Source organism: Vibrio sp. D431a (assembly GCF_030248655.1).
Lineage (GTDB): Bacteria > Pseudomonadota > Gammaproteobacteria > Enterobacterales > Vibrionaceae > Vibrio > Vibrio alginolyticus.
In genome coordinates this window covers 71,553-92,294 of record NZ_JAHGAP010000032.1, presented here as the reverse complement: position 1 = coordinate 92,294, position 20,742 = coordinate 71,553, and the positions used below count along the sequence as shown (strand labels likewise).

Here is a 20,742-nt window from a genome sequence, read left to right as displayed (position 1 = left end):
TGTTTAGTGAGAAAAGGAACAGAGCAAAAAGAGAGGTATTTAGAATGCTATTTGAAAAATTTACCCTCAGAAGCCCTTCATCAGACTGCGCTGATGACAGTTGATGGGATTCAGCCCAATTCAACCGACAAGTCAAATCCTGCAACTTTGACTTACCTCGGCACTACTCCCCCTCAATGATTGGTGTTGGAATTGCGGTTCCACAAATCATCTACCTGGGTAGCGCTCCTCTTCTACATAAAGCTCAAACATTGAACGGTTTTGAGGCCTTAATGTCAATCAATATTTCAACCTTTATGGTGTTTTTTATTAACGATTTTGTGACACTGGTTTGACCTCCATACTTACGGCTAATTGCTGATAGAGGAAAAATCTATTAGGGTGAAGAACCCTACACCTGAGCCATGTTATTGAATAGAACTTTTAGAATGCTCAGGATAAAAGATAATCAAGGAGCTGACATGTCGATCCAAAGCTTTATTCCGCCTCACCGTATTTTAATGGGACCTGGTCCTTCTGATATTTATCCTCAAGTGTTACAAGCACTAAGCCGTCCTACGGTAGGTCACCTTGATCCTCTGTTTATCGGTATGATGGATGAGCTCAAGCAGCTATTGAAGTATGCCTTTCAAACTGACAATGAGTTCACTATTGCGGTTTCAGCGCCTGGTAGCGCAGGGATGGAAACCTGCTTTGTAAACTTGATCGAGAAAGGCGACAAAGTGATCGTCTGCCGTAACGGTGTATTTGGTGAACGCATGCGTGAAAATGTCGTCCGTGCTGGTGGCGAAGTTGTTATCGTCGATGATGAATGGGGGACGCCTGTTTCCATTGATAAAGTCGAGCAAGCACTCGAACAGCACCCAGATACAAAAATTCTTGCTTTTGTGCATGCGGAAACCTCAACTGGTGCAGTCAGTGATGCTCAAGCATTGGGTAAGCTGGCGAAACAGCATAATGCATTATCTATTGTTGATGCGGTGACATCGCTTGGTGGTGTGCCGTTAAAAGTGGATGAATGGCAACTGGATGCGGTTTACTCTGGTAGTCAAAAATGTTTGTCATGTGTACCTGGGCTCTCACCAGTGACGTTTTCTCCTGCCGCGATTGAAAAGATTCAAGCAAGAACAACACCAGTACAGAGTTGGTTCCTCGATCAGAGTTTAGTTTTGGGGTATTGGAGTGGAGAAGGCAAGCGTAGTTACCATCATACGGCGCCAGTTAATAGCTTGTATGCGCTTCATGAAGCTTTATTGATACTGAAAAATGAAGGATTAGAAAACGCTTGGGCTCGTCACCAACTGATGCATGAAAAACTCAAAAATGGCTTACAAAAGTTAGGCTTTGAATTTGTTGTGGACGAAGCCCATCGGTTGCCACAATTAAATGCGATTTACGTGCCTGAAGGAGTTGATGAAGCAAAAGTTCGTGCTCACTTGCTAGAAACCTATAACCTAGAAATTGGTGCAGGCCTTGGGGCATTAGCTGGTAAAGCGTGGCGTATTGGCTTAATGGGTTACGGCGCTCGATCTGAAAACGTTGCGCTGTGCTTAAAAGCGTTAGAAGAGTCACTCACTGAATAAAATCATACAGCAATGAGATAAAGAAAAGCGAAGGTCATCCCTTCGCTTTTTGGTATTTATTACTCAGCTCCTGAAGTGGGGGCTGGTGAGGCAGATATTGCTTGAGAAGGTGGCTGGTAATTGACGTCACTGAAATCAATCTTCGGGAACAAAAACTGCGCTTCAGCTCTAATTTGCTCCGCTTTACTTGAGTCATCTAAGCCTTGGTAGGCCAAAATCAAATTATTATAAAATGCAGGGCGAGGCTTATCTTTGATGATTTTTAGCGACCAATCGATATAAGGCTGAATCAAGGTTGCGTCTTGTTGGTACAGCCCAAGGTTTAAAAACGTGCTATAGACATCCCAATCAAACCTGTCTTTCCAAACTACAGGGTTACTGACTTGATTCAGAATATCAGGGTTAGTTGGTCTAGTGGTCTCAAACTTCGTCAATACATAATTCGTATGTAATGCGCTTACCATGTAAAACGTAAACGCAACGGGAAGTACCAAACTAAAAACACGCAGCAAGCTTTTGGTTACATTACTAAAGCCGACTTGTCGATAACGAGAGACGCGCTGATCGACCCAGTACAGTAGGATAACGAAGATCAACCAATGCACGAGAGAGTGGTAGAAAGGGTATTCCAGTTGTGAGTGCAATACGATAGGTATAAACAAGCCCAGCAACGCAAGACGAGTTCCGCGTTTGGCTTGATAGATTCGATACAGTACCAGTGCCATCGCTAAGAAGATGCCGAGTATTGGCAGTAAGCCACCTTCTACTCCCCAGTAAAGCAGCTCGTTATGCGGATGATCCATGGCAGGCAAACCTGCTGGGTAATTCTCATTAAGGGCATGTTGACGAGCCGTATACAGCATGTACTCAGATTCAAACTTGCCATATCCATAACCAGTAAAAGGCTTTTCAATCACCATGTCTAATGTTTGCGGAAAAGTATACGCTCGAGGAGACTCCATATTTACTTTTTCTGCGGCTAACCCACCTCCATCAGGAAAGGCAAGATGCATGACAACGACTGAGAGTAAGAGCCCACTTACAAGTGACACAACCCAGCGGATAAAGCGCCCTTTGGTTGCAAAGCGGTACATGTATGGAATGACCAACAACACGGCGATGACCGAGGCTAACCAACCAGTGCGTGAAGCCAACGCCACAATTAGTGGTAAAGTTAAAACTGGTACGGCATAGAGAAGGTAAACATCGCTTAACTTACGATCGTATTTGTAGGGCTGACGTGCAAGTAAATAGCTGGCAATCACCAACCCTGTCGCAAGAAAACTGGCCATTACATTGGGCTGTTGGAAAATACCATAAGGACGATTGGCCACCGTGTCGTAACCAAACGGATTGCCTGGTTTGAGATACAGATATTGTGTCAGACCAAAAATGGCTTCGATAACAACCGCAAGGACAATGAACCATAATAGGCGTTGGCGATGTTTATTACTGAAATGAAATTGTTGTAAAACAATAAAGAACAGGACACCACACCACAGGCCAATGAGCTTATTGGCTGCCAAACTGCTATTCGCATTTGGGTACAGAATGGGCACCGTCATGATAAGAGCACTAATGAACAAGCCGATGGTTAGTTTTGAGTAACGTAGTACTCGATTATTCGCAAGTTGGTAACACCCAATGCCTAATGCAAAGCTAAAAGCAATCCAAGTTGTCGCATTGAACGAAAGTGAAAGCCCCGAACCGCCGGGGTTGGGCATGAAAAAGTGCATTGCCAACACAAATAGTGTTGCCAAGGCAATGAGAAACTTGCGATTGAGGGGAACCTGTACTTTTTCGGGAGAAAGCTTTGTTCCACTTACATGTATAGTAGCCATAGTTATTGCGTTGTTTTGAATGAAAAAAGACCAGCACTTGCTGGTCTCGATACTTTACCTGTTTTTTCTACTTCAACATAGGCTTAAGGAAGTGAGCTGTGTGCGAACCCTCGATTTGCGACACATCTTCCGGAGTGCCTTGAGCGATTATCTCGCCGCCACCTTGACCCCCTTCAGGACCAAGATCGATAATCCAGTCCGCAGTCTTAATGACGTCCAGGTTATGCTCGATCACCACGACAGTGTTTCCGTGGTCGCGAAGTCTGTGCAGTACAGTGAGCAACTGCTGGATATCATGGAAGTGCAAGCCGGTTGTTGGTTCATCCAAAATGTACAAGGTTTTTCCTGTATCACGTTTGGATAGCTCTCGCGCCAGTTTCACACGCTGTGCTTCACCACCGGAGAGTGTTGTTGCCGCTTGACCCAATCGTATGTACGACAAACCCACATCCATCAGTGTTTGTAGTTTGCGAGCGATGGCAGGAACTGGATCGAAGAAGGTGCGTGCATCTTCGACCGTCATTTCTAGCACTTCATCAATAGTTTTACCTTTGTAACGTACTTCGAGCGTTTCACGGTTGTAGCGTTTACCTTTACACACATCACATGGCACATAAACATCTGGTAGGAAGTGCATTTCTACTTTGATAACACCGTCACCCTGACAGGCCTCACAACGACCACCGCGCACGTTAAAACTAAAACGGCCCGGTTTGTAACCGCGAGAACGCGACTCCTGTGTGCCTGCAAATAGTTCACGGATTGGTGTAAAGATCCCCGTATAGGTTGCAGGGTTAGAGCGAGGTGTACGGCCAATTGGGCTTTGATCGATATCGATGACTTTATCGAAGTGCTCTAGACCTTTAATCGATTTATAAGGTGAAGGCTGAGCCGTTGTCGCTCCGTTAAGTTGGGTATGCGCAATTTTAAAGAAAGTATCATTAATCAGCGTTGATTTACCTGAGCCAGATACTCCTGTAATACAGCTGAATAACCCAACAGGAATTGAAAGGTTAACGTTTTTAAGGTTATTACCTGTTGCGCCTAATAGCTCAACCGTTTTTTTCGGATCTCGCGGCGTGCGATCTTTCGGTACTGCGATTTCTTTAACACCACTTAAGTACTGACCTGTCAGAGAATTCGGATTTGCGATTATCTCTTCCATGGTGCCTTCCGCAACAACATTACCACCATGTACGCCAGCACCAGGACCAATATCTATGACATGATCTGCACAGCGAATCGCATCTTCATCGTGTTCTACCACAAGTACGGTATTACCTAAATCGCGCAAATGAGTCAGTGTTTTTAGGAGTCGTTCGTTATCACGCTGGTGGAGGCCAATCGACGGTTCATCTAAGACGTACATGACACCAACAAGACCTGCACCAATTTGGCTTGCTAAACGAATACGTTGAGCTTCACCGCCTGATAAGGTTTCAGCACTGCGTGATAAGTTTAGGTAGTTCAAACCGACGTTAACTAAGAATTGCAGACGGTCGTTGATTTCCTTCATCACTTTTTCAGCGATTTGGGCGCGTTGACCTTCCAGTTTCAAGGAATGGAAGAATTCCAATGCATCAGCAATGCTGAGTTCAACAATCTCAGGTAGTGTCGTATCAGCAATAAACACGTTACGTGCTTCAAGGCGTAGACGAGTACCGCCACAGCTTGAACAAGATTTAGTGGAGATGTATTTTGCAAGCTCTTCACGGACAGAGTTGGATTCTGTATCACGATAGCGACGTTCTAGGGTATTCAGAATACCTTCGAATGGATGGCGTTTAACGCGAATATCGCCACGATCGTTGATGTATTTAAACTCAATCTCAGTACGACCTGAGCCCTTTAGAATGACATCTTGCGTTTTCTTTGGCAGAGAATTAAAAGGGGCATGAAGGTCAAAACCATAATGATCGGCCAATGAGGTGAGCATTTGGAAGTAGTAGTAGTTCTTTTGATCCCAACCGCGAATCGCACCTTGTGCCAAGCTTAATGAATCATCTTGAATGACTCGGCTTGGATCGAAGTATTGTTGAACACCCAAGCCATCACAAGTGCCACATGCACCAGCAGGGTTGTTGAATGAGAAAAGTCGCGGCTCTAACTCTTGCATGCTGTAACCACATTGTGGACAAGCGAAGTTGGCGGAGAAAATAATCTCTTCACCGTCGCCATCCATTGGCGCGACAACCGCAATTCCGCCTGATAATTCGAGCGTGGTCTCGAAAGATTCGGCCAAGCGCTGTTGTAAGTCTGGACGAACTTTAAAGCGGTCTACCACCACTTCAATGGTGTGCTTTTTATGTAGCTCAAGGGTTGGAGGATCGGAAAGATCGCAAGTTTCTCCATCAATACGCGCACGAATAAAGCCTTGAGCCGCTAAGTTCTCAAGCGTTTTAACATGCTCACCTTTACGTTCTTTGACAATAGGCGCCAATAGCATCATTTTGCTGCCTTCCGGCATCTCTAGGACTTTGTCCACCATTTGGCTGATAGTTTGCGCAGCAAGAGGGGCATGGTGCGTTGGACAGCGGGGTTCGCCCACACGAGCATACAATAGACGTAAGTAGTCGTAGACTTCGGTAATTGTACCGACGGTTGAACGCGGGTTATGAGAAGTAGATTTCTGTTCAATAGAAATCGCAGGTGATAACCCTTCAATGTGGTCGACATCGGGTTTTTCCATCAGAGACAAAAACTGACGAGCGTAGGCAGAGAGAGACTCTACGTAGCGTCGTTGGCCTTCTGCATACAATGTATCGAAAGCGAGAGAGGATTTACCTGAGCCACTTAGTCCAGTAATGACAATCAGTTTATCGCGAGGGATTGTAAGATTAATGTCTTTAAGGTTATGGGTTCGGGCACCGCGAACTTCTATTTTATCCATCGTTTTTGCTCTATGTATAACCAAGTGGGGCAAGTATTACATAGTGTGAGAAATGTTCAAAGAAAATTACTGGATAAAAAAACAGTAAAGTAAAAAGCCCAGCGTTGTGTTGGGCTTTCGATACAGTAATTTCGTACTAAGACGATGCTTTATACTGCTTTTTGTGTTGCGTGCTTACCTAGCTCAGAGGTTTTTTCATCTTTTAGATACAGGTTTTCAAAACAATAGTTAGTTGCTTCGATGTAACCTTCAACGCTACCACAGTCAAAGCGTTTGCCCTTGAATTTGTAAGCCAATACACAGCCCGCTTTTGCTTGTTTTAGCAGCGCGTCAGTGATTTGAATTTCACCACCTTTACCAGGTTCGGTGTTTTCGATCAGTTCAAAAATATCGGGAGTCAGGATGTAGCGACCAATGATCGCAAGGTTGCTAGGCGCCGTGCCTTTCTCTGGTTTTTCTACCATGTCGTCTACGCGATAGATGTCGTCTTTGATCATTTCACCAGAGATAACGCCGTATTTGTGTGTTTCTTCGGCTGGTACTTCTTGTACTGCAACGATAGAACAGCGGAACTGCTTAAATAGTGCCACCATCTGAGCCAGTACGCCCTCTTGCTCGTTCACACAAAGGTCATCTGCAAGAACAACAGCAAATGGCTCATCGCCTACCAATTCTCGTCCAGTTAGAATCGCGTGGCCCAAGCCTTTCATTTCGCGTTGACGTATATAAGTGAAGTTTGCAGATTCAATGATTTCACGGATATCTACCAACAGCTCTTCTTTGTTGGTACCGCTAATCTGATGTTCCAGTTCGTAGTTCTTATCAAAGTGGTCCATGATCGAGTGCTTGCCACGACCTGTCACAATACACATGCCATTCATACCAGCTTGGATTGCTTCTTCGACACCGTATTCAATAAGCGGTTTGTTCACGACTGGCATCATCTCTTTTGGCATAGATTTCGTTGCCGGTAGGAAGCGAGTGCCATAGCCTGCAGCAGGGAACAGACATTTTTTTATCATTGGGGGAATATCCTATCTCGTTTTTATCAAGAATCTGCGCATAACTTTAACACGAGAGGTATCAATGAATCATGAATAAAGTAGGAAAAAATGTGAGACTCGGTGCGGAAAAAAGATGAGCGACTCGTCATTTCAGTTATCAGAGCCGCTCACATTGCATCATGACATTAAGTTTTGGTCTGCCCAGGCGATTGCCTGTACTCGGTTCTTTACGGATAGCTTTTTGAATATCTGATACAAGTGCGATTTGATGGTGAATTCACTAACGAATAACTCCTCGGCCATCTGACTGTTCGAGGCGCCAGCTTGTAGGCAACGCAGTACTTGTAGCTCACGAATGGTTAGGTCTACCGTAGCTGGTGCAGTATGAGTATTAATGACATTGCGGTAATAGTGTAAAAGTTGACTGGTTACATTACGCGGCAGCCAGTTTTGACCGTTAACAATGCCTTTTAACCCTTCTCCAATTTGCTCTAGCGTATCTTCAGAATAAAACACACCTTTTAATTGACCAAATGAAAGAAGTTCATCTGTGGTTAGTCTTTTAGGCACGTTGAATACAACGGTTTCAAAGTTTTTCCATACAAGAGGCAAGTTTTTGATCGATTGAACAAGTGATTTATGTTCACTGAAGTCGATCAGTAGAATTTTATTACGGTGTTGTGGCTTGGCTTCCATGAGTGCTGCGGTTGAAATCACCGGGATGCTCATATCAACGTACTTTTCGAGTGCCGCCACTTTTTTTTGCGCATTATCTTCCATACTGATCAGAAATAGCTTTCTTGCGTAAGCCGACTTTCTCACGTGTTCCAATCTCCCTGGGTTCAATAGAAGCCATAAACTGACATTAAAGAGAGGCCATAACCATCGCTTTACTGAATAAATGCGTTCGAATTCAAAGCTTCACGAAACGATGTCTGCAACGCGAATCAAAAATGCTACACACGTAAGTTGAAATACGATTTGGGTTCTAGAGGATGACTCAATAGATCACAATGGTATTAGACTTTAATCAAAACATTAAAGCGTGCTATTCTAATGCGCTAAAATTTTATATATCCAGAGTGAAACGGAGCACATCATGGCCAGCCGTGGAATTAACAAAGTTATTTTGGTGGGGAATCTAGGTAACGACCCTGAAATTCGTTACATGCCGAATGGCGGTGCAGTAGCAAACATTACTATTGCGACTTCTGATTCATGGCGTGATAAAGCGACTGGCGAACAGCGCGAAAAAACGGAATGGCACCGTGTTGTGTTGTTCGGCAAACTTGCGGAAGTAGCAGGTGAGTATTTGCGTAAAGGCTCTCAAGTTTACATTGAAGGGCAACTGCAAACTCGCAAATGGCAAGATCAAAGTGGTCAAGATCGCTACTCAACTGAAGTCGTTGTTCAAGGCTTCAATGGTGTGATGCAAATGCTTGGCGGTCGTGCTCAAGGTGGCGGCGCACCTATGGGCGGTCAACAGCAGCAGCAAGGTGGATGGGGTCAGCCTCAACAGCCAGCTCAGCAGCAGTACAATGCGCCTCAGCAACAGCAACAGCAACCACAACAACAGGCTCCGCAGCAATCACAGCAGCAGTACAATGAGCCACCAATGGATTTTGACGACGATATCCCGTTCTAAATTCTGCTTATGCTTGAATCGAAAAGGCCGCGAATATCGCGGCCTTTTTTATTGTCGCAATCTAATGATCTCACAGGCTTATCTTGGCAAGGTTAGGCGTAACAATAAAACTTATCAATGAGTGTGATTTTCTTTATGCTCCAGCCTCTCACTATCAGACTAATCCGATTGTTTGATGAACTCTTATCAAGTATAAATATTTCAATAAGGTATATGATGAATAAAAAAGGAATTTGGTATTCATGAGGTATACCCCAACTCTTAAGTTAAGCACACGGCTGGTGGCCTTTGTCACCATGATCGTTATCTGCGCCATGTTTATCTTGTTTGTCGGTGGCACCCTCTCTTTTAAACGTCTTGGGCAGGAATATCTCACCCATTATTTAGAAGGGATCGTAGAGGTGGTCGACAAGGAGATGGAAGATCCTGACGCCGCTTATTCTATGCAGCGCTGGATGCCGAAGATGCTGCAGGCTTCCAATATTGTCGAAATGACGTTGTCGACCAACAACGCCGTTGTTTATCGCTTCAAAGATACTTCTCATCAAATGGAAGCGTCAGTCTTGTTTGAGGCTGAGTACCAGCTGACTCACAATCAAGATTACACGATTCACTTTAAAGCAATTCCCCCTTACTTAGGTTACAGCTACTCAATGCAGGCGCTTTGGTCGATCACGCTTGCCGTTATATTGATCATCTTCTGCTTAATGCGCGGCGTGGCATGGCTTAAGGAACAATTAGAAGGCTCCGAAATGCTCGAAGAGCGAGGCAGAATGATCCTGGCTGGTAGGGTAGAGCAGTATGCCAAAGGTGACAAAAAAGAATGGCCTTACACCGCCAGTGAAGCGCTCGATGTATTAATCGAAGAGTTACAAGATGCGCGTCAAGAGCGAAGCCGATTTGATACCTTTATTCGAACTCAAACCTTCCTTGATAAGCTAACCGGTACCGCTAACCGAGTGTTATTTGATAGCAAGTTGGAATCGGCGTTACTAGAAAGTGGGGCTCGCGGCGCCGTGTTGCTAGTGCGTATTCAAGACTGGAAACTGGTTGAAGAAGAGCAAGATAAGCAAATTACGGATGAGTTTATTGTTGAAGTTGGGAGTTTATTGTCCAATTTAGTTCAACGATACCCAGATGTTGTATTTTCCCGTTATTACGATGCTGATTTTGCGCTTTTTCTACCGCACCAAAGTGCGAAAGATGTGGCTAACCTCGCCTCGCAATGCATTCGCCAGTTAGAAAAGTTAATGCCGCCAGAGCCACTTGATCCAGACAACTGGTGCCATATTGGCATCACCACTTATAAAGAAGGTGAGCGACACAGCCAAATCATTGATGAAGCCGAGACTGCTTTGCGTAGTGCGCAACTACAAAATAACAATAATTGGAGTCGCTTCAAAAAATGGAACCACGATGAAGAAGCTCGCGGAAGTGTGAGGTGGAGAACGTTATTTGACACAGCACTTACACCTGAAAGTGTGATACTCTACGCACAATCTGTGCACCCAATAAGTGACGCGACGCATAAAAAATCATTATATGAAGAGTTAACATGTCGGATTCGCGATCCTGAGAATGGGATTGTTAAAGCGTCTCGGTTCATTTCTGCGATCAGACAGGTTGGTTATGAAGCGCAAATGGATAAGTCGGTTATTAATAAATTCTTAAGAGAGTTTAAGGGTAATTTTGATAACTCAAGATCGTATGCGCTCAATTTGAATGTAACGCCATTTTCTAACCGAGAGTACTTTAAATGGTTTCGTGATGAACTCTTACAGTTGTCACGTGAGCAGAGAAAGTGTCTCAGTTTTGAGTTTGTTGAAGCACAATTTGTAAGACACTTAGACTTTATGCGACCAGTCGCTAAAATGCTGGCCGGTTTAGGGTGCCACTTAATGGTTGGGCAGGCTGGGCGTACCATCGTCAGCACTCACTATTTAAAAGAAGTGGACATTCGTTACCTTAAACTTCATCGCAGTTTAGTAGCAAAAATCGACCAACGACATGAAAACCAGCTATTTGTCCGCAGTATGCTAGGTGCGGCGGCAAACAGTAAAACTAAAATTATAGCAGTGGGAATTGAGAATCAGAACGAGCTCAACACATTAATTGAGCTCGGGGTTTATGGTGGGCAAGGGCGTTACTTTTCTGCGGAGCAGCAGTTTCTTCCTCGTCCCCAAGCGTTGCCGAATTCTCAATCAGAATCCCAAGTTAAATTGGGAAGACGAAATCGCTGGCGGAAAAAATAAAGATAATAATCATGGATTTCAAAGCACTATTCGACAAGCTTAAGCGATCATCTAGTGGTGGTCGCTCCTGCTTTTTGGTTATTCAGCCAGACGCCGTTTATTTATCATCTTCAATCAAAAGTAGTCGTCCATACCAATTTGATATTTCTGAGTCCAATTGGGAAAAAGCCGTTGAGCAAGCATTGAGCGTTGCAGCGAGTGCGTATGATTCATTAACGGTTATTCTTTCTCATAACTATTACCAGATGTACCAAATCGACAAACCGGTCATGCCGCGTCAAGAATGGCCAGCTGCATTACCGTTTTTGTTGAAAGAACTGATCTCTGAGCGTGCCATCGACATTATTGCCGATGCGGTCGAGTTACCGAATTCAACCAAAGTGCAAGCATACGTCTTATCGCGAAAAATATTGGATAAGATTGTGTTACTGGCCAGCCGAGCCCAGTTACCATTAGAAGCCATTCTTCCTGAAGACGATATTTGGGGAGAGACTGCGGGTGAACTAGGAAACTTCCTATTATTACAACGCAGTGTGCGTGGTCATTTCCGTATAAGCGCTTTTGTTGAAAATACTATTGCGTTCCACCGCTCTATTCGCAGTGTGACGCCACCGTTAACGGGGGTTCCGTCTAGCGATTTACAGATGGACAGTCTGTCGTTAGAACTGCAACGTTCGATTGATTATCTTTCATCTCAGTTACGCCACGTGCAATTACATCAATTGAAAGTGTGCTGCGATGAAGAGGATGAGAGCGAGCTTGTTCAGGCTCTGAACTACCGTTTAAGTACTAAGGTTTCACCGTTATTACCACCAGAACATGAGCTATCAGGACATGTTTTGGCTGACACTGCGGCTACTTCAAATACTCGACGCGTCAACTTATATCCCGATTACTTAAAGCCGAAAAAAGAGCTCCTGACGCTAAAAAATATCGCGTTATCTTGGGGCGTTGCGGCGGCTGCAATTCTATTTTCTTACGGTTATGTCACTTGGCAGAGCAGCGGTTTGGAAGATGAGATTGCTATTGTAAAAAGTAAAGGCGATATCATGAAGTCAGAGCTTGAACGTTATCAAGTCAAGCTACGTAAGCATCAACCTGACAATAATAAGCTGGCAGCTAAAGCCCGCTTAGAGCGTGAAGTCAAGGCGAAGCGAGACTCGCTTAAAGCTGTCGGGAAATACGATGACTCGCAGCGCACGGGTTACTCTGGCGTGATGCAATCATTAGCGAAGCTAGGAAACCAAGAAATTTCTTTGTCCGAAATTCGAATCAATACCCATACCTTAGACCTGAAGGGACTAGCGAAAAAACCGAGCTCAGTGCCAAATTGGGTCAGCCAATTTAAAAACGAAATTAGCTTGGTTGGTCGAACGTTTGACGACGTCAAAATAGGTCGAAATGATAAGGATATTGTGACGTTTGAACTAAAAACGCGCGAGGATAAAGAGAAATGAACGAATTCTGGCTCTCATTAGAAGGGCGCTTTGGCGAAATGAGTACGCGTGAAAAAGTGCTCACCGCATTGTGCGGTTTAGTTGTCGTGATCATGTTGCTCTTTACGCTGGTATTGGAGCCAAAGCTTAACGAGATCACCAATAATGAGAGGCAACTAAGTAATTTAAAGCAAGCCAATCAAAAGATTGAAATCGATACGCTACGTATTCAGGCGCAACTTAAGAAAGATCCAAATGCTGAGATTGATCGCGCGATATCTAATCTGTTAGCTGAGAGTCAGCATCTTTCGATGCAATTAGCGGAGATCATCGAGCATCTTATCACACCTTCGCAAATGGCTGAGCTGCTTGAAAATGTGTTGGAGCAGCAAAGTGGCATTCACCTTTTGTCTCTGCAAACCTTGCCATCTGAGCCAATAACGGAAGATAAAGAAGCATCGCAATACTCTGGTTACTACGTGCATCCTGTTCGTATGGAACTGACTGGTGACTATTTTTCTATTGCTAATTATCTGAATAAATTGGAGAGCCTTCCTGCGAGTTATTACTGGCGCAGCTTTAGTTATAAAGTCGAAGAGTACCCGAAAGCGAAGCTTGTGTTAGAAGTCTACACACTAGGATCTAGAGAGGAGTTTATTGGTGGTTAACAAACTCATCATCTCATTGCTTGTTATGGCAGCGGCAGGAACCGCTTGGGCAAACCAGGACCCAACGGCCCCACTTGGTTGGGAAAAGCCAGCGGTTGAAACGTCAGCGAAACCAAAAGTTAAACGGTACCGACTGCCTAAGCTCAACAGTATTGTGTGTAAGCCAAGTACTGATTGTATCGCGATTATGGATAACAAACTTGTCGAAAAAGGCGAGCTATTTAAGGGTTATCGCGTCGCGAGCATTAATAGTGAATTTGTAACTTTAAAGCGTGGTAACCGTCAGTGGGACCTAGAGCTTTTTGATTTAAACGTAAAACAATAATAACCAGAGCCCGATCAGATATGCGCAAATTAGTTGTAGGAATAACGATTGCTTCTTTAATGGGATGTTCAATGGGTCATCGGAATCCAGTGGAAGTTAAAGAAGCGCTCAATGAATCGATCAATCAAGCGAACAGCCGCACATTGGAAGAAATCCCTTCTTCTGTTGAGGCAGACTTGATGCCAAATTTAGACTCGAACGTTGCATCAGAGCAAGGCACCTCGAAGCGTTTTCGTATTCAGGCGAATGCGGTCGATGCAAGAAGCTTTTTCGCCTCATTAGTGAAAGGCACTGAGTACAGCGTGGCGATTCACCCATCGGTACAAGGTAATATCACCGTCAACTTGTCAGATGTGACATTGGATGAAGTTCTGAATGTCGTACAGAATATGTATGGCTATGACGTGGTGAAGTCTGGCAAAGTTATTCAAATCTACCCAGCAGGTATGCGTACGGTGACCATTCCAGTCGATTACCTGCAGTTCAAGCGTTCTGGTCGCTCATTAACCAGCATTGTTACGGGCTCTGTAACCTCGGCTGGTACGTCTAATTCTGGTGGTAGCTCAGACAGTTCTGACTCGTCAGACTCTAACAATGGAAACAACAACGATAGCTCGACCACATCTACGGGCGGTACACGCATTGAAACCATCACTGAAAGTGATTTCTGGCCGATGCTGCAGCAAGCTGTTGCGAATCTAATTGGTTCAGGCAAAGGGCAAAGTGTGGTTGTAACGCCACAAGCGGGAGTTATTACGGTTCGAGCATTTCCAGATGATATTCGCGAAGTACGCGAGTTCTTAGGTGTATCGCAGGAGCGCATGCAGCGCCAGGTCATTCTTGAAGCTAAAATCCTAGAAGTGATGTTGAATGATGGCTACCAACAAGGCATCAACTGGTCAAACTTATCGGCGTCAATTGGTAACTCGGGTAGTATCGTAGTCAACCGCCCTGCGTCGACATTACCACCATTGGATGCGATTGGCACGCTATTGGGCGGTCAAACTAACGTGACTATTTCGGATGGTAACTTCAATGCAGTGTTGAGCTTCATGTCTACGCAAGGTGACTTGAACGTCCTTTCGAGCCCTCGTATTACCGCTGCCAACAACCAAAAATCTGTCATCAAGGTCGGTACCGATGAGTACTTTGTTACCGAGCTATCGAGCAATGCAGGCAACGGTGAAAACTCAAATGCAGTTCCTGAAGTGGAACTGACGCCATTCTTCTCGGGTATTTCCCTCGATGTGACTCCGCAAATTGATAACAAAGGCAATGTGTTCCTGCATGTTCACCCCGCAGTTATTGAAGTCACGGAAGAAGTGAAGCAATTGAACTTGGGCGGAGATTTCCAAAACATCCAACTGCCATTAGCGAAAAGCTCTATTCGTGAATCAGACTCGGTTATTCGTGCTAAAGATGGCGATGTTGTGGTTATCGGCGGGTTGATGAAACAGCAAAATCGTGAGCTTGTTTCTAAAGTCCCATTTTTGGGCGATGTACCAGCACTGGGGCATTTGTTCCGCAACGTGAATAACGTAACTGAGAAAACAGAATTGGTCATCTTGCTAAAACCGACCGTAGTTGGCGTGAACTCTTGGCAGAAAGAGCTAGAGCGCTCTCGTGATCTGCTGCAAGAGTGGTTCCCAGATGCGCAATAAGCGCTGGGAAAGGTTCTGTTTTTCAATAGGTTTGTGATTCGAGTATGTACTTGTCACACTTTGGGTTCCGAGTTCAGCCTTTTTCGTTAACCCCAAATACAGAAATGTTCTTGGGGTTAGTCCCTCACTATGAGGCGATCCAAACCATCCTAGCTGCCGTGCAAATGAGAGAAGGGGTGATTAAGGTGACGGGAGAAGTCGGCACTGGAAAAACCATGGTATGCCGTAAGCTGATCGAGCAGATTGAATCTGAAGTTGAGCTTATTTACTTACCCAATCCAGTGTTGAATGGGGAACAGTTGCAGTTTGCTGTCGCCAGAGAGTTAGGTATCGAGAACGATGATCCGCTGCGCATCGTTTCCCTCATTCAAGAGCACTTGATTCAAGTACATGCCTTGGGAAAGAAAACCGTCTTGATCGTTGATGAAGCGCAAGTTCTTTCCCCACAAGCTTTAGAAACATTGCGTCTATTTGGCAACCTAGAAACGGAACAAGATAAGCTCATTCAATTGGTGTTATTCGGACAACCTGAGTTGGATGAAAGATTGGCTAACCATGAGCTAAGGCAGTTTCGTCAACGCATTACGTTTAGCTGCCAGTTACGTTCTCTCTCTATCGATGAAGGCGTGGCTTACATCAATAATCGTTTAGATAAAGCAGGCAATGGGGCGCACATTTTTTCTATTGAACAGAAAAAAGCGATTTGGCGTTCATCAATGGGGATTCCGCGCTTGATAAACCAAATTAGCCACAAGTCGTTGCTTGCTGCATTTAATGAGCGTTGCACACTATTGAAAAATCATCACGTTTACGCCGCTATGCACGATACGTTTGATGCCCGTAAACCTAAGTTTAAAACACCCGTATTTTGGGGATGGAGTCAACCTTGAGTGCCATCAATAAAGCATTATCAGAACTTGCTGAAAAAACATCGCCGTCAGAGCTTACTCGTGCGGAGATTCCAAGAGTCTCACGCAGTAAACCTTGGCTTTGGCTTGTCGCCGGTTTTTCGTTAAGCCTTGCGGTTGGTAGCTGGGCGGTCTCTCGCGGTCCTGTCCCTTCAGGCGAGCTATCACAGTTTCAAACCGACGCTATGCCACTGTCGTCTGTGAATGTCTCACCAATTGTTTCATCGGAACGCACTCACTCGCCAACGAGTAAAATGACGCCCGATACAACTCAAGTGGTTTACACCAAACCAGCCACACAGCCGGTAGCGCAACAGCCTCACATGCAAGAGGCTGATAGGTTCACGCCAAGATCTGAGATAAATATCGCCTCTGATGATTCAGTTTTACTCGCGCAGTTAGCAACGATGCCGAGCGAGGAACAATACGATCACGTAACCCACACGACAGCAGAAAACAGTTCAATGAGTATTGAGCAGGTTGAGCTTACACATCGTCAGCTTTCCCTTAAGGCTGTTAGTCGAGCGGAAAAGGCACTCGATGCTAACGATATGCAAACAGCGTTATCGGCTTATGCCGAGGCGTTGCGTTATGAGCCAATGAATGCAGACACGCGTCAAAAGTTATCAGCGTTGTACTTTGGTAAAGGTGACACGCGTAAAGCATATGAGATTATTCAAGAAGGCATCAACCTAGATACGAACAACCAAGTACTCCGCTTGGCCTTGTCTAAGTTGTTAGTGAAAGCTAATCAACCTGAAGCGGCGCTGAGCCCGCTTGTTCATTTGCCTCCAGTACCAAGTCGAGATTACTTGGCGATGCGTGCGGCATTGGCACAAAAACACAAGCAAAATGACATTGCGCTTGAGAGCTATCAACTCCTCACTCAGCGTGAGCCGGAAAACGCGCGCTGGTGGTTAGGTTTGGCTATTCAACAAGAGCGCGCCCTGGCTTTTACTGCCGCGATTAACTCTTACAACCAAGCTCTGGGTAAAGTTGGCATTTCGAATCAATCGCAAGCATTTATCCGTGACCGTTTGAGCATCTTGAAAGAGTTGGAGAGCGCACAATGAAAATTCAGTTGAGAAAACGCTTGGGCGATCTTCTGGTTGAGGAAGGTATCGTCTCTGAAGAACAAATCCAGCAAGCACTAAACGCACAACGCAGTACCGGGCAGAAGTTAGGGGATGCGTTAATTGACCTTGGCTTTATTACTGAAAAGCAAATGTTGGACTTCTTGTCTCAGCAGCTTGGTTTGCCACTGATCGATCTTGGTCGTGCACCTGTGGATGCCGAAGCCGTGCAGATTTTACCTGAGGTACACGCTCGTCGCTTACGTGCGATGGTCGTTGCTCGAAATGGGGACACCCTGCGCGTTGCTATGAGCGACCCTGCGGACTTGTTCATTCAAGAATCATTGATGAACTTGTTAGGTCAATACAACCTTGAGTTCATTGTGGCTTCAGAGCGTCAGCTTATTTCAAGCTTTGACCGTTATTACCGCCGTACTAAAGAGATCGCCTCCTTTGCTGAACAGCTGCATGAAGAGCATAAAGATGTACAAAGCTTTGATTACGGTATTGATGAAGCCGATAGTGAAGAGGTTACCGTTGTAAAGCTGGTTAATTCCATGTTTGAAGATGCGGTACAGGTTGGAGCTTCGGATATTCATATTGAGCCAGACGATCAAGTATTGCGTTTGCGCCAGCGTATTGATGGCGTATTGCATGAAACGCTCTTAAATGAAGTGAATATTGCATCGGCTTTGGTTCTTCGACTGAAGTTGATGGCACACCTAGATATTTCTGAAAAGCGCTTGCCGCAAGATGGCCGATTCAATATCAAAGTTCGTGGCCAATCAATTGATATTCGTATGTCGACGTTACCAACGCAGTACGGAGAATCTGTAGTAATGCGTCTGCTTAACCAGTCCGCTGGTTTGCGTCCGTTAGAAGAGTCGGGCTTGCCGCCAGACTTGCTTGCTCGCTTACGTCGACAGTTGGCGCGTCCGCATGGCATGATTTTGGTTACCGGGCCGACAGGTTCCGGTAAAACCACCACGCTTTACGGTGCATTGAGTGAGCTCAACGAACCTGGGAAAAAGATCATTACAGCAGAGGACCCGGTTGAATATCGTCTGCCTCGCATCACTCAGGTACAGGTTAACAGTAAGATCGATCTAACTTTCTCGCGTGTTCTTAGAACCTTTTTACGTCAAGACCCAGACATCATTCTTGTTGGTGAGATGCGTGATCAAGAGACAGTAGAAATTGGTCTGCGAGCTGCACTAACGGGTCACTTAGTATTGAGTACTCTCCACACCAACGATGCTGTCGACAGTGCGTTACGTATGATCGACATGGGTGCGCCGGGTTACTTGGTTGCTAGTGCAGTCAGAGCCGTGGTGGCGCAGCGTCTTGTGCGCCGAGTTTGCCCAGATTGTAAAACAGAAGACCACTTAGATGAGTCTCGCCAGCAGTGGTTAGCTGGGCGTTTCCCAAATCAAGTTAGCACCATTTTTTATAAAGGCGCAGGTTGCCAAAACTGTAACTTGACTGGTTATCGAGGCCGAATCGGTGTGTTTGAAATGCTCGAACTTGAGCAAGAGATGATGGATAAATTGCGAGCCAATGATGCGGTTGGCTTTGCGCAAGCCGCGCGCCGCTCAGAAAACTATAAGCCACTGCTTGCTTCTGCAATGGAACTGGCGCTACAAGGCACCGTCAGTTTGGATGAAGTGATGACCCTAGGTGAGGGTGATGCTTCTGGTAAGACTGATCCCATTTTCATATAGGTAAGTGAATGCCAACTTTTCGTTATCAAGGCCGCACGCTAGACGGCTCATCCACTAACGGCAAAATCGAAGCAGTGAACTCTGAAGCTGCAGCGGAAGCATTGATGAATAAAGGGGTCATCCCGCTCAATGTACGGTTAGAGAAAGAGTCGGCAAAAAGCCAAGTGAGCTTGTCTAAGCTGTTTGTGCCTGCTATTCCGTTGGAAGTAATTATTCTTTTCTCTCGCCAGTTGTTTAGTTTGACTAAAGCTGGCGTACCTTTGCTGCGCTCTATGCGTGGCTTGTTGCAAAATTGCGAAAACAAACAGCTCAAAGAGGCGCTAGAAGATGTCGTTTCTGAACTGAGTAATGGCCGAGGTTTGTCTTCTGCGATGCAGCAACACAGTAAAGTATTCAGCCCACTGTTCGTTTCTATGATCAACGTCGGTGAGAATACGGGTCGGCTTGACCAAGCGCTATTGCAACTGGCGAATTACTACGAACAGGAACTTGAGACTCGCAAACGCATTAAAGCGGCGATGCGTTATCCGACGTTTGTCATTATCTTTATCACCATCGCCATGTTTGTATTGAATATCTTGGTGATCCCTGAGTTTGCATCGATGTTCACGCGCTTTGGGGTTGAGCTACCATTGCCGACGCGTATTTTGATCGCGACTTCTAATTTCTTTGTTAATTATTGGGTGTTGCTGGTTGTGGCAATGATTGGCGCGTTTACTGTATTCAGAGCGTGGGTGGCGACGGCTGATGGTCGGGAGAAGTTCGATAAGTTTCGGCTTCGGCTGCCAATTGTAGGCGATATCGTTAATCGTGCGCAGCTTTCTCGTTTTGCCAGAACCTTCTCGTTGATGCTGAAATCAGGGGTGCCACTTAACCAGTCTTTGGCTTTGGCCGGGGAAGCCTTAGGGAACCGTTTTTTAGAAAACCGAATTCTTGAGATGAAGTCCGCAATTGAAGCGGGTAGCACCATTTCAGTGACGGCCATTAACAGTAAAATATTTACCCCATTGGTGATTCAGATGATTGCAGTAGGTGAAGAAACTGGTCGTATTGATGAGTTGCTGCTGGAGGTGTCGGACTTTTACGATCGAGAAGTCGATTACGATCTAAAAACGCTGACCGCAAGAATAGAACCATTACTTTTGGTGATCGTCGCAGGCATGGTCATGGTGCTGGCATTGGGTATCTTCTTACCAATGTGGGGAATGCTCGATATCATCAAAGGCGGCTAATAGGTGGTTGAAAATCAAAGCCGAGCAACGCTTATTGTGTTTGGGGTTATTGCTACGATCATCGCTGTTGGCTTGGCGGTCAAATTACGTCCTGTGACCGAGCAAGCACAAGTAACTGGGGCTAAGTTGGCGAGAGTTTGGATGCAAGATAGTGTTCAGCGTTATCGTCAAGCTTGGCTAGTACAAGGCGAGCCAGAGCATATGCTGATGGATGGTTTTAACCTTACTATGACTGAGGACGGGTTAGTGTCTCCCTTTACTCAGCAAGGTGTATTAGATTGTGGTTATTGGCTAGCGGTGCATTACCCCCAACGTAAAATAATGACCAACAAGTTAATAGATATCAGTGGAGCCATCAAAACTGATCGTTATGTCTGTCACTACACTTATGAAAATGGTCAGTCGATTGTAGTTATCTTAACTGCTAATCAACTGAAAATAGACGTCGAAATGTCGGCAGAGTGAATTTTTTGACACCTAATCACTATAATTGGTAATGAAAG

At 45.2% G+C, this 20,742-nt stretch carries 16 protein-coding genes and 1 riboswitch; of the genes, 12 read left to right on the top strand and 4 right to left on the bottom strand.

Annotated features, from left to right (window positions below; all coding sequences use genetic code 11):
* Nucleotides 1-62 precede the first annotated feature (62 nt).
* Nucleotides 63-241, bottom strand: a riboswitch (Lysine riboswitch).
* A 220-nt stretch (nucleotides 242-461) separates the two neighbouring features.
* Nucleotides 462-1,583 carry an alanine--glyoxylate aminotransferase family protein gene (locus KJB35_RS24460; RefSeq protein WP_033907426.1) on the top strand — a complete coding sequence of 374 codons (1,122 nt, stop codon included), beginning with the start codon at nucleotides 462-464 and terminating at the stop codon, nucleotides 1,581-1,583.
* Nucleotides 1,584-1,642: 59 nt separating this feature from the next.
* Here the strand turns inward: KJB35_RS24460 and KJB35_RS24455 are convergent, their stop codons facing one another.
* The 4 genes from KJB35_RS24455 to KJB35_RS24440 form a co-directional block, all read right to left on the bottom strand.
* On the bottom strand, nucleotides 1,643-3,424 hold the full coding sequence (locus KJB35_RS24455) for a PglL family O-oligosaccharyltransferase (protein WP_285356180.1): 1,782 nt from the start codon (nucleotides 3,422-3,424) through the stop codon (nucleotides 1,643-1,645).
* A gap of 67 nt (nucleotides 3,425-3,491) precedes the next feature.
* Nucleotides 3,492-6,314 carry an excinuclease ABC subunit UvrA gene (gene uvrA, locus KJB35_RS24450; protein WP_033907424.1) on the bottom strand — a complete coding sequence of 941 codons (2,823 nt, stop codon included), beginning with the start codon at nucleotides 6,312-6,314 and terminating at the stop codon, nucleotides 3,492-3,494.
* A 149-nt stretch (nucleotides 6,315-6,463) separates the two neighbouring features.
* Complete coding sequence (gene galU, locus KJB35_RS24445; protein ID WP_005381239.1) at nucleotides 6,464-7,336, bottom strand: UTP--glucose-1-phosphate uridylyltransferase GalU; 873 nt, start codon at nucleotides 7,334-7,336, stop codon at nucleotides 6,464-6,466.
* Nucleotides 7,337-7,495: 159 nt separating this feature from the next.
* Nucleotides 7,496-8,140 carry a LuxR C-terminal-related transcriptional regulator gene (locus KJB35_RS24440; protein WP_005381237.1) on the bottom strand — a complete coding sequence of 215 codons (645 nt, stop codon included), beginning with the start codon at nucleotides 8,138-8,140 and terminating at the stop codon, nucleotides 7,496-7,498.
* Nucleotides 8,141-8,417: 277 nt separating this feature from the next.
* Between KJB35_RS24440 and KJB35_RS24435 the strand changes: the two genes are divergently transcribed.
* The 11 genes from KJB35_RS24435 to KJB35_RS24385 all read left to right on the top strand — a co-directional run bounded on the left by KJB35_RS24435 (nucleotide 8,418) and on the right by KJB35_RS24385 (nucleotide 20,704).
* Nucleotides 8,418-8,963 (top strand): single-stranded DNA-binding protein, encoded by a 546-nt coding sequence (locus tag KJB35_RS24435; RefSeq protein WP_054579428.1) that lies wholly within the window; start codon nucleotides 8,418-8,420, stop codon nucleotides 8,961-8,963.
* Between the two features lie 242 nt (nucleotides 8,964-9,205).
* On the top strand, nucleotides 9,206-11,215 hold the full coding sequence (gene csrD, locus KJB35_RS24430; protein WP_191116183.1) for an RNase E specificity factor CsrD: 2,010 nt from the start codon (nucleotides 9,206-9,208) through the stop codon (nucleotides 11,213-11,215).
* 11 nt (nucleotides 11,216-11,226) lie between these two features.
* Nucleotides 11,227-12,672: a hypothetical protein gene (locus KJB35_RS24425; protein ID WP_054579427.1), complete on the top strand. Its 1,446-nt coding sequence runs from the start codon at nucleotides 11,227-11,229 to the stop codon at nucleotides 12,670-12,672.
* Nucleotides 12,669-13,319 carry a type II secretion system protein GspM gene (gene gspM / locus KJB35_RS24420; RefSeq protein ID WP_238843025.1) on the top strand — a complete coding sequence of 217 codons (651 nt, stop codon included), beginning with the start codon at nucleotides 12,669-12,671 and terminating at the stop codon, nucleotides 13,317-13,319. Before KJB35_RS24425 ends, gspM begins: the two co-directional genes overlap by 4 nt.
* Nucleotides 13,312-13,644 (top strand): hypothetical protein, encoded by a 333-nt coding sequence (locus KJB35_RS24415; RefSeq protein ID WP_005381196.1) that lies wholly within the window; start codon nucleotides 13,312-13,314, stop codon nucleotides 13,642-13,644. Before gspM ends, KJB35_RS24415 begins: the two co-directional genes overlap by 8 nt.
* A gap of 20 nt (nucleotides 13,645-13,664) precedes the next feature.
* Nucleotides 13,665-15,305 (top strand): pilus (MSHA type) biogenesis protein MshL, encoded by a 1,641-nt coding sequence (mshL, locus tag KJB35_RS24410; RefSeq protein WP_285356181.1) that lies wholly within the window; start codon nucleotides 13,665-13,667, stop codon nucleotides 15,303-15,305.
* Between the two features lie 44 nt (nucleotides 15,306-15,349).
* Nucleotides 15,350-16,195: an ExeA family protein gene (locus tag KJB35_RS24405; protein ID WP_238843024.1), complete on the top strand. Its 846-nt coding sequence runs from the start codon at nucleotides 15,350-15,352 to the stop codon at nucleotides 16,193-16,195.
* A complete protein-coding gene (locus KJB35_RS24400) occupies nucleotides 16,192-17,286 on the top strand; it encodes a lipopolysaccharide assembly protein LapB (protein WP_213908224.1) in 1,095 nt (364 codons plus the stop codon). The genes KJB35_RS24405 and KJB35_RS24400 overlap by 4 nt, the downstream gene beginning before the upstream one ends.
* Nucleotides 17,283-19,007 (top strand): GspE/PulE family protein, encoded by a 1,725-nt coding sequence (locus tag KJB35_RS24395; RefSeq protein ID WP_005381188.1) that lies wholly within the window; start codon nucleotides 17,283-17,285, stop codon nucleotides 19,005-19,007. Before KJB35_RS24400 ends, KJB35_RS24395 begins: the two co-directional genes overlap by 4 nt.
* 8 nt (nucleotides 19,008-19,015) lie before the next feature.
* Nucleotides 19,016-20,239, top strand: coding sequence for a type II secretion system F family protein (locus KJB35_RS24390; RefSeq protein ID WP_005381186.1), 1,224 nt, complete (start codon nucleotides 19,016-19,018; stop codon nucleotides 20,237-20,239).
* Nucleotides 20,240-20,242: 3 nt separating this feature from the next.
* The gene (locus tag KJB35_RS24385; RefSeq protein WP_053303461.1) at nucleotides 20,243-20,704 is read left to right on the top strand and encodes a hypothetical protein; all 462 of its coding nucleotides are present in this window, start codon (nucleotides 20,243-20,245) and stop codon (nucleotides 20,702-20,704) included.
* Nucleotides 20,705-20,742 lie beyond the last annotated feature (38 nt).

Coding starts and splice junctions, on each gene's coding strand:
- KJB35_RS24435 (WP_054579428.1), top strand. CDS start 8,418: ATGGCCAGCCGTGGAATTAACAAAGTTATTTTGGTGGGGAATCTAGGT.
- mshL (WP_285356181.1), top strand. CDS start 13,665: ATGCGCAAATTAGTTGTAGGAATAACGATTGCTTCTTTAATGGGATGT.
- KJB35_RS24395 (WP_005381188.1), top strand. CDS start 17,283: ATGAAAATTCAGTTGAGAAAACGCTTGGGCGATCTTCTGGTTGAGGAA.
- KJB35_RS24390 (WP_005381186.1), top strand. CDS start 19,016: ATGCCAACTTTTCGTTATCAAGGCCGCACGCTAGACGGCTCATCCACT.
- csrD (WP_191116183.1), top strand. CDS start 9,206: ATGAGGTATACCCCAACTCTTAAGTTAAGCACACGGCTGGTGGCCTTT.
- galU (WP_005381239.1), bottom strand. CDS start 7,336: ATGATAAAAAAATGTCTGTTCCCTGCTGCAGGCTATGGCACTCGCTTC.
- KJB35_RS24405 (WP_238843024.1), top strand. CDS start 15,350: ATGTACTTGTCACACTTTGGGTTCCGAGTTCAGCCTTTTTCGTTAACC.
- KJB35_RS24460 (WP_033907426.1), top strand. CDS start 462: ATGTCGATCCAAAGCTTTATTCCGCCTCACCGTATTTTAATGGGACCT.
- uvrA (WP_033907424.1), bottom strand. CDS start 6,314: ATGGATAAAATAGAAGTTCGCGGTGCCCGAACCCATAACCTTAAAGAC.
- KJB35_RS24455 (WP_285356180.1), bottom strand. CDS start 3,424: ATGGCTACTATACATGTAAGTGGAACAAAGCTTTCTCCCGAAAAAGTA.
- KJB35_RS24425 (WP_054579427.1), top strand. CDS start 11,227: ATGGATTTCAAAGCACTATTCGACAAGCTTAAGCGATCATCTAGTGGT.
- gspM (WP_238843025.1), top strand. CDS start 12,669: ATGAACGAATTCTGGCTCTCATTAGAAGGGCGCTTTGGCGAAATGAGT.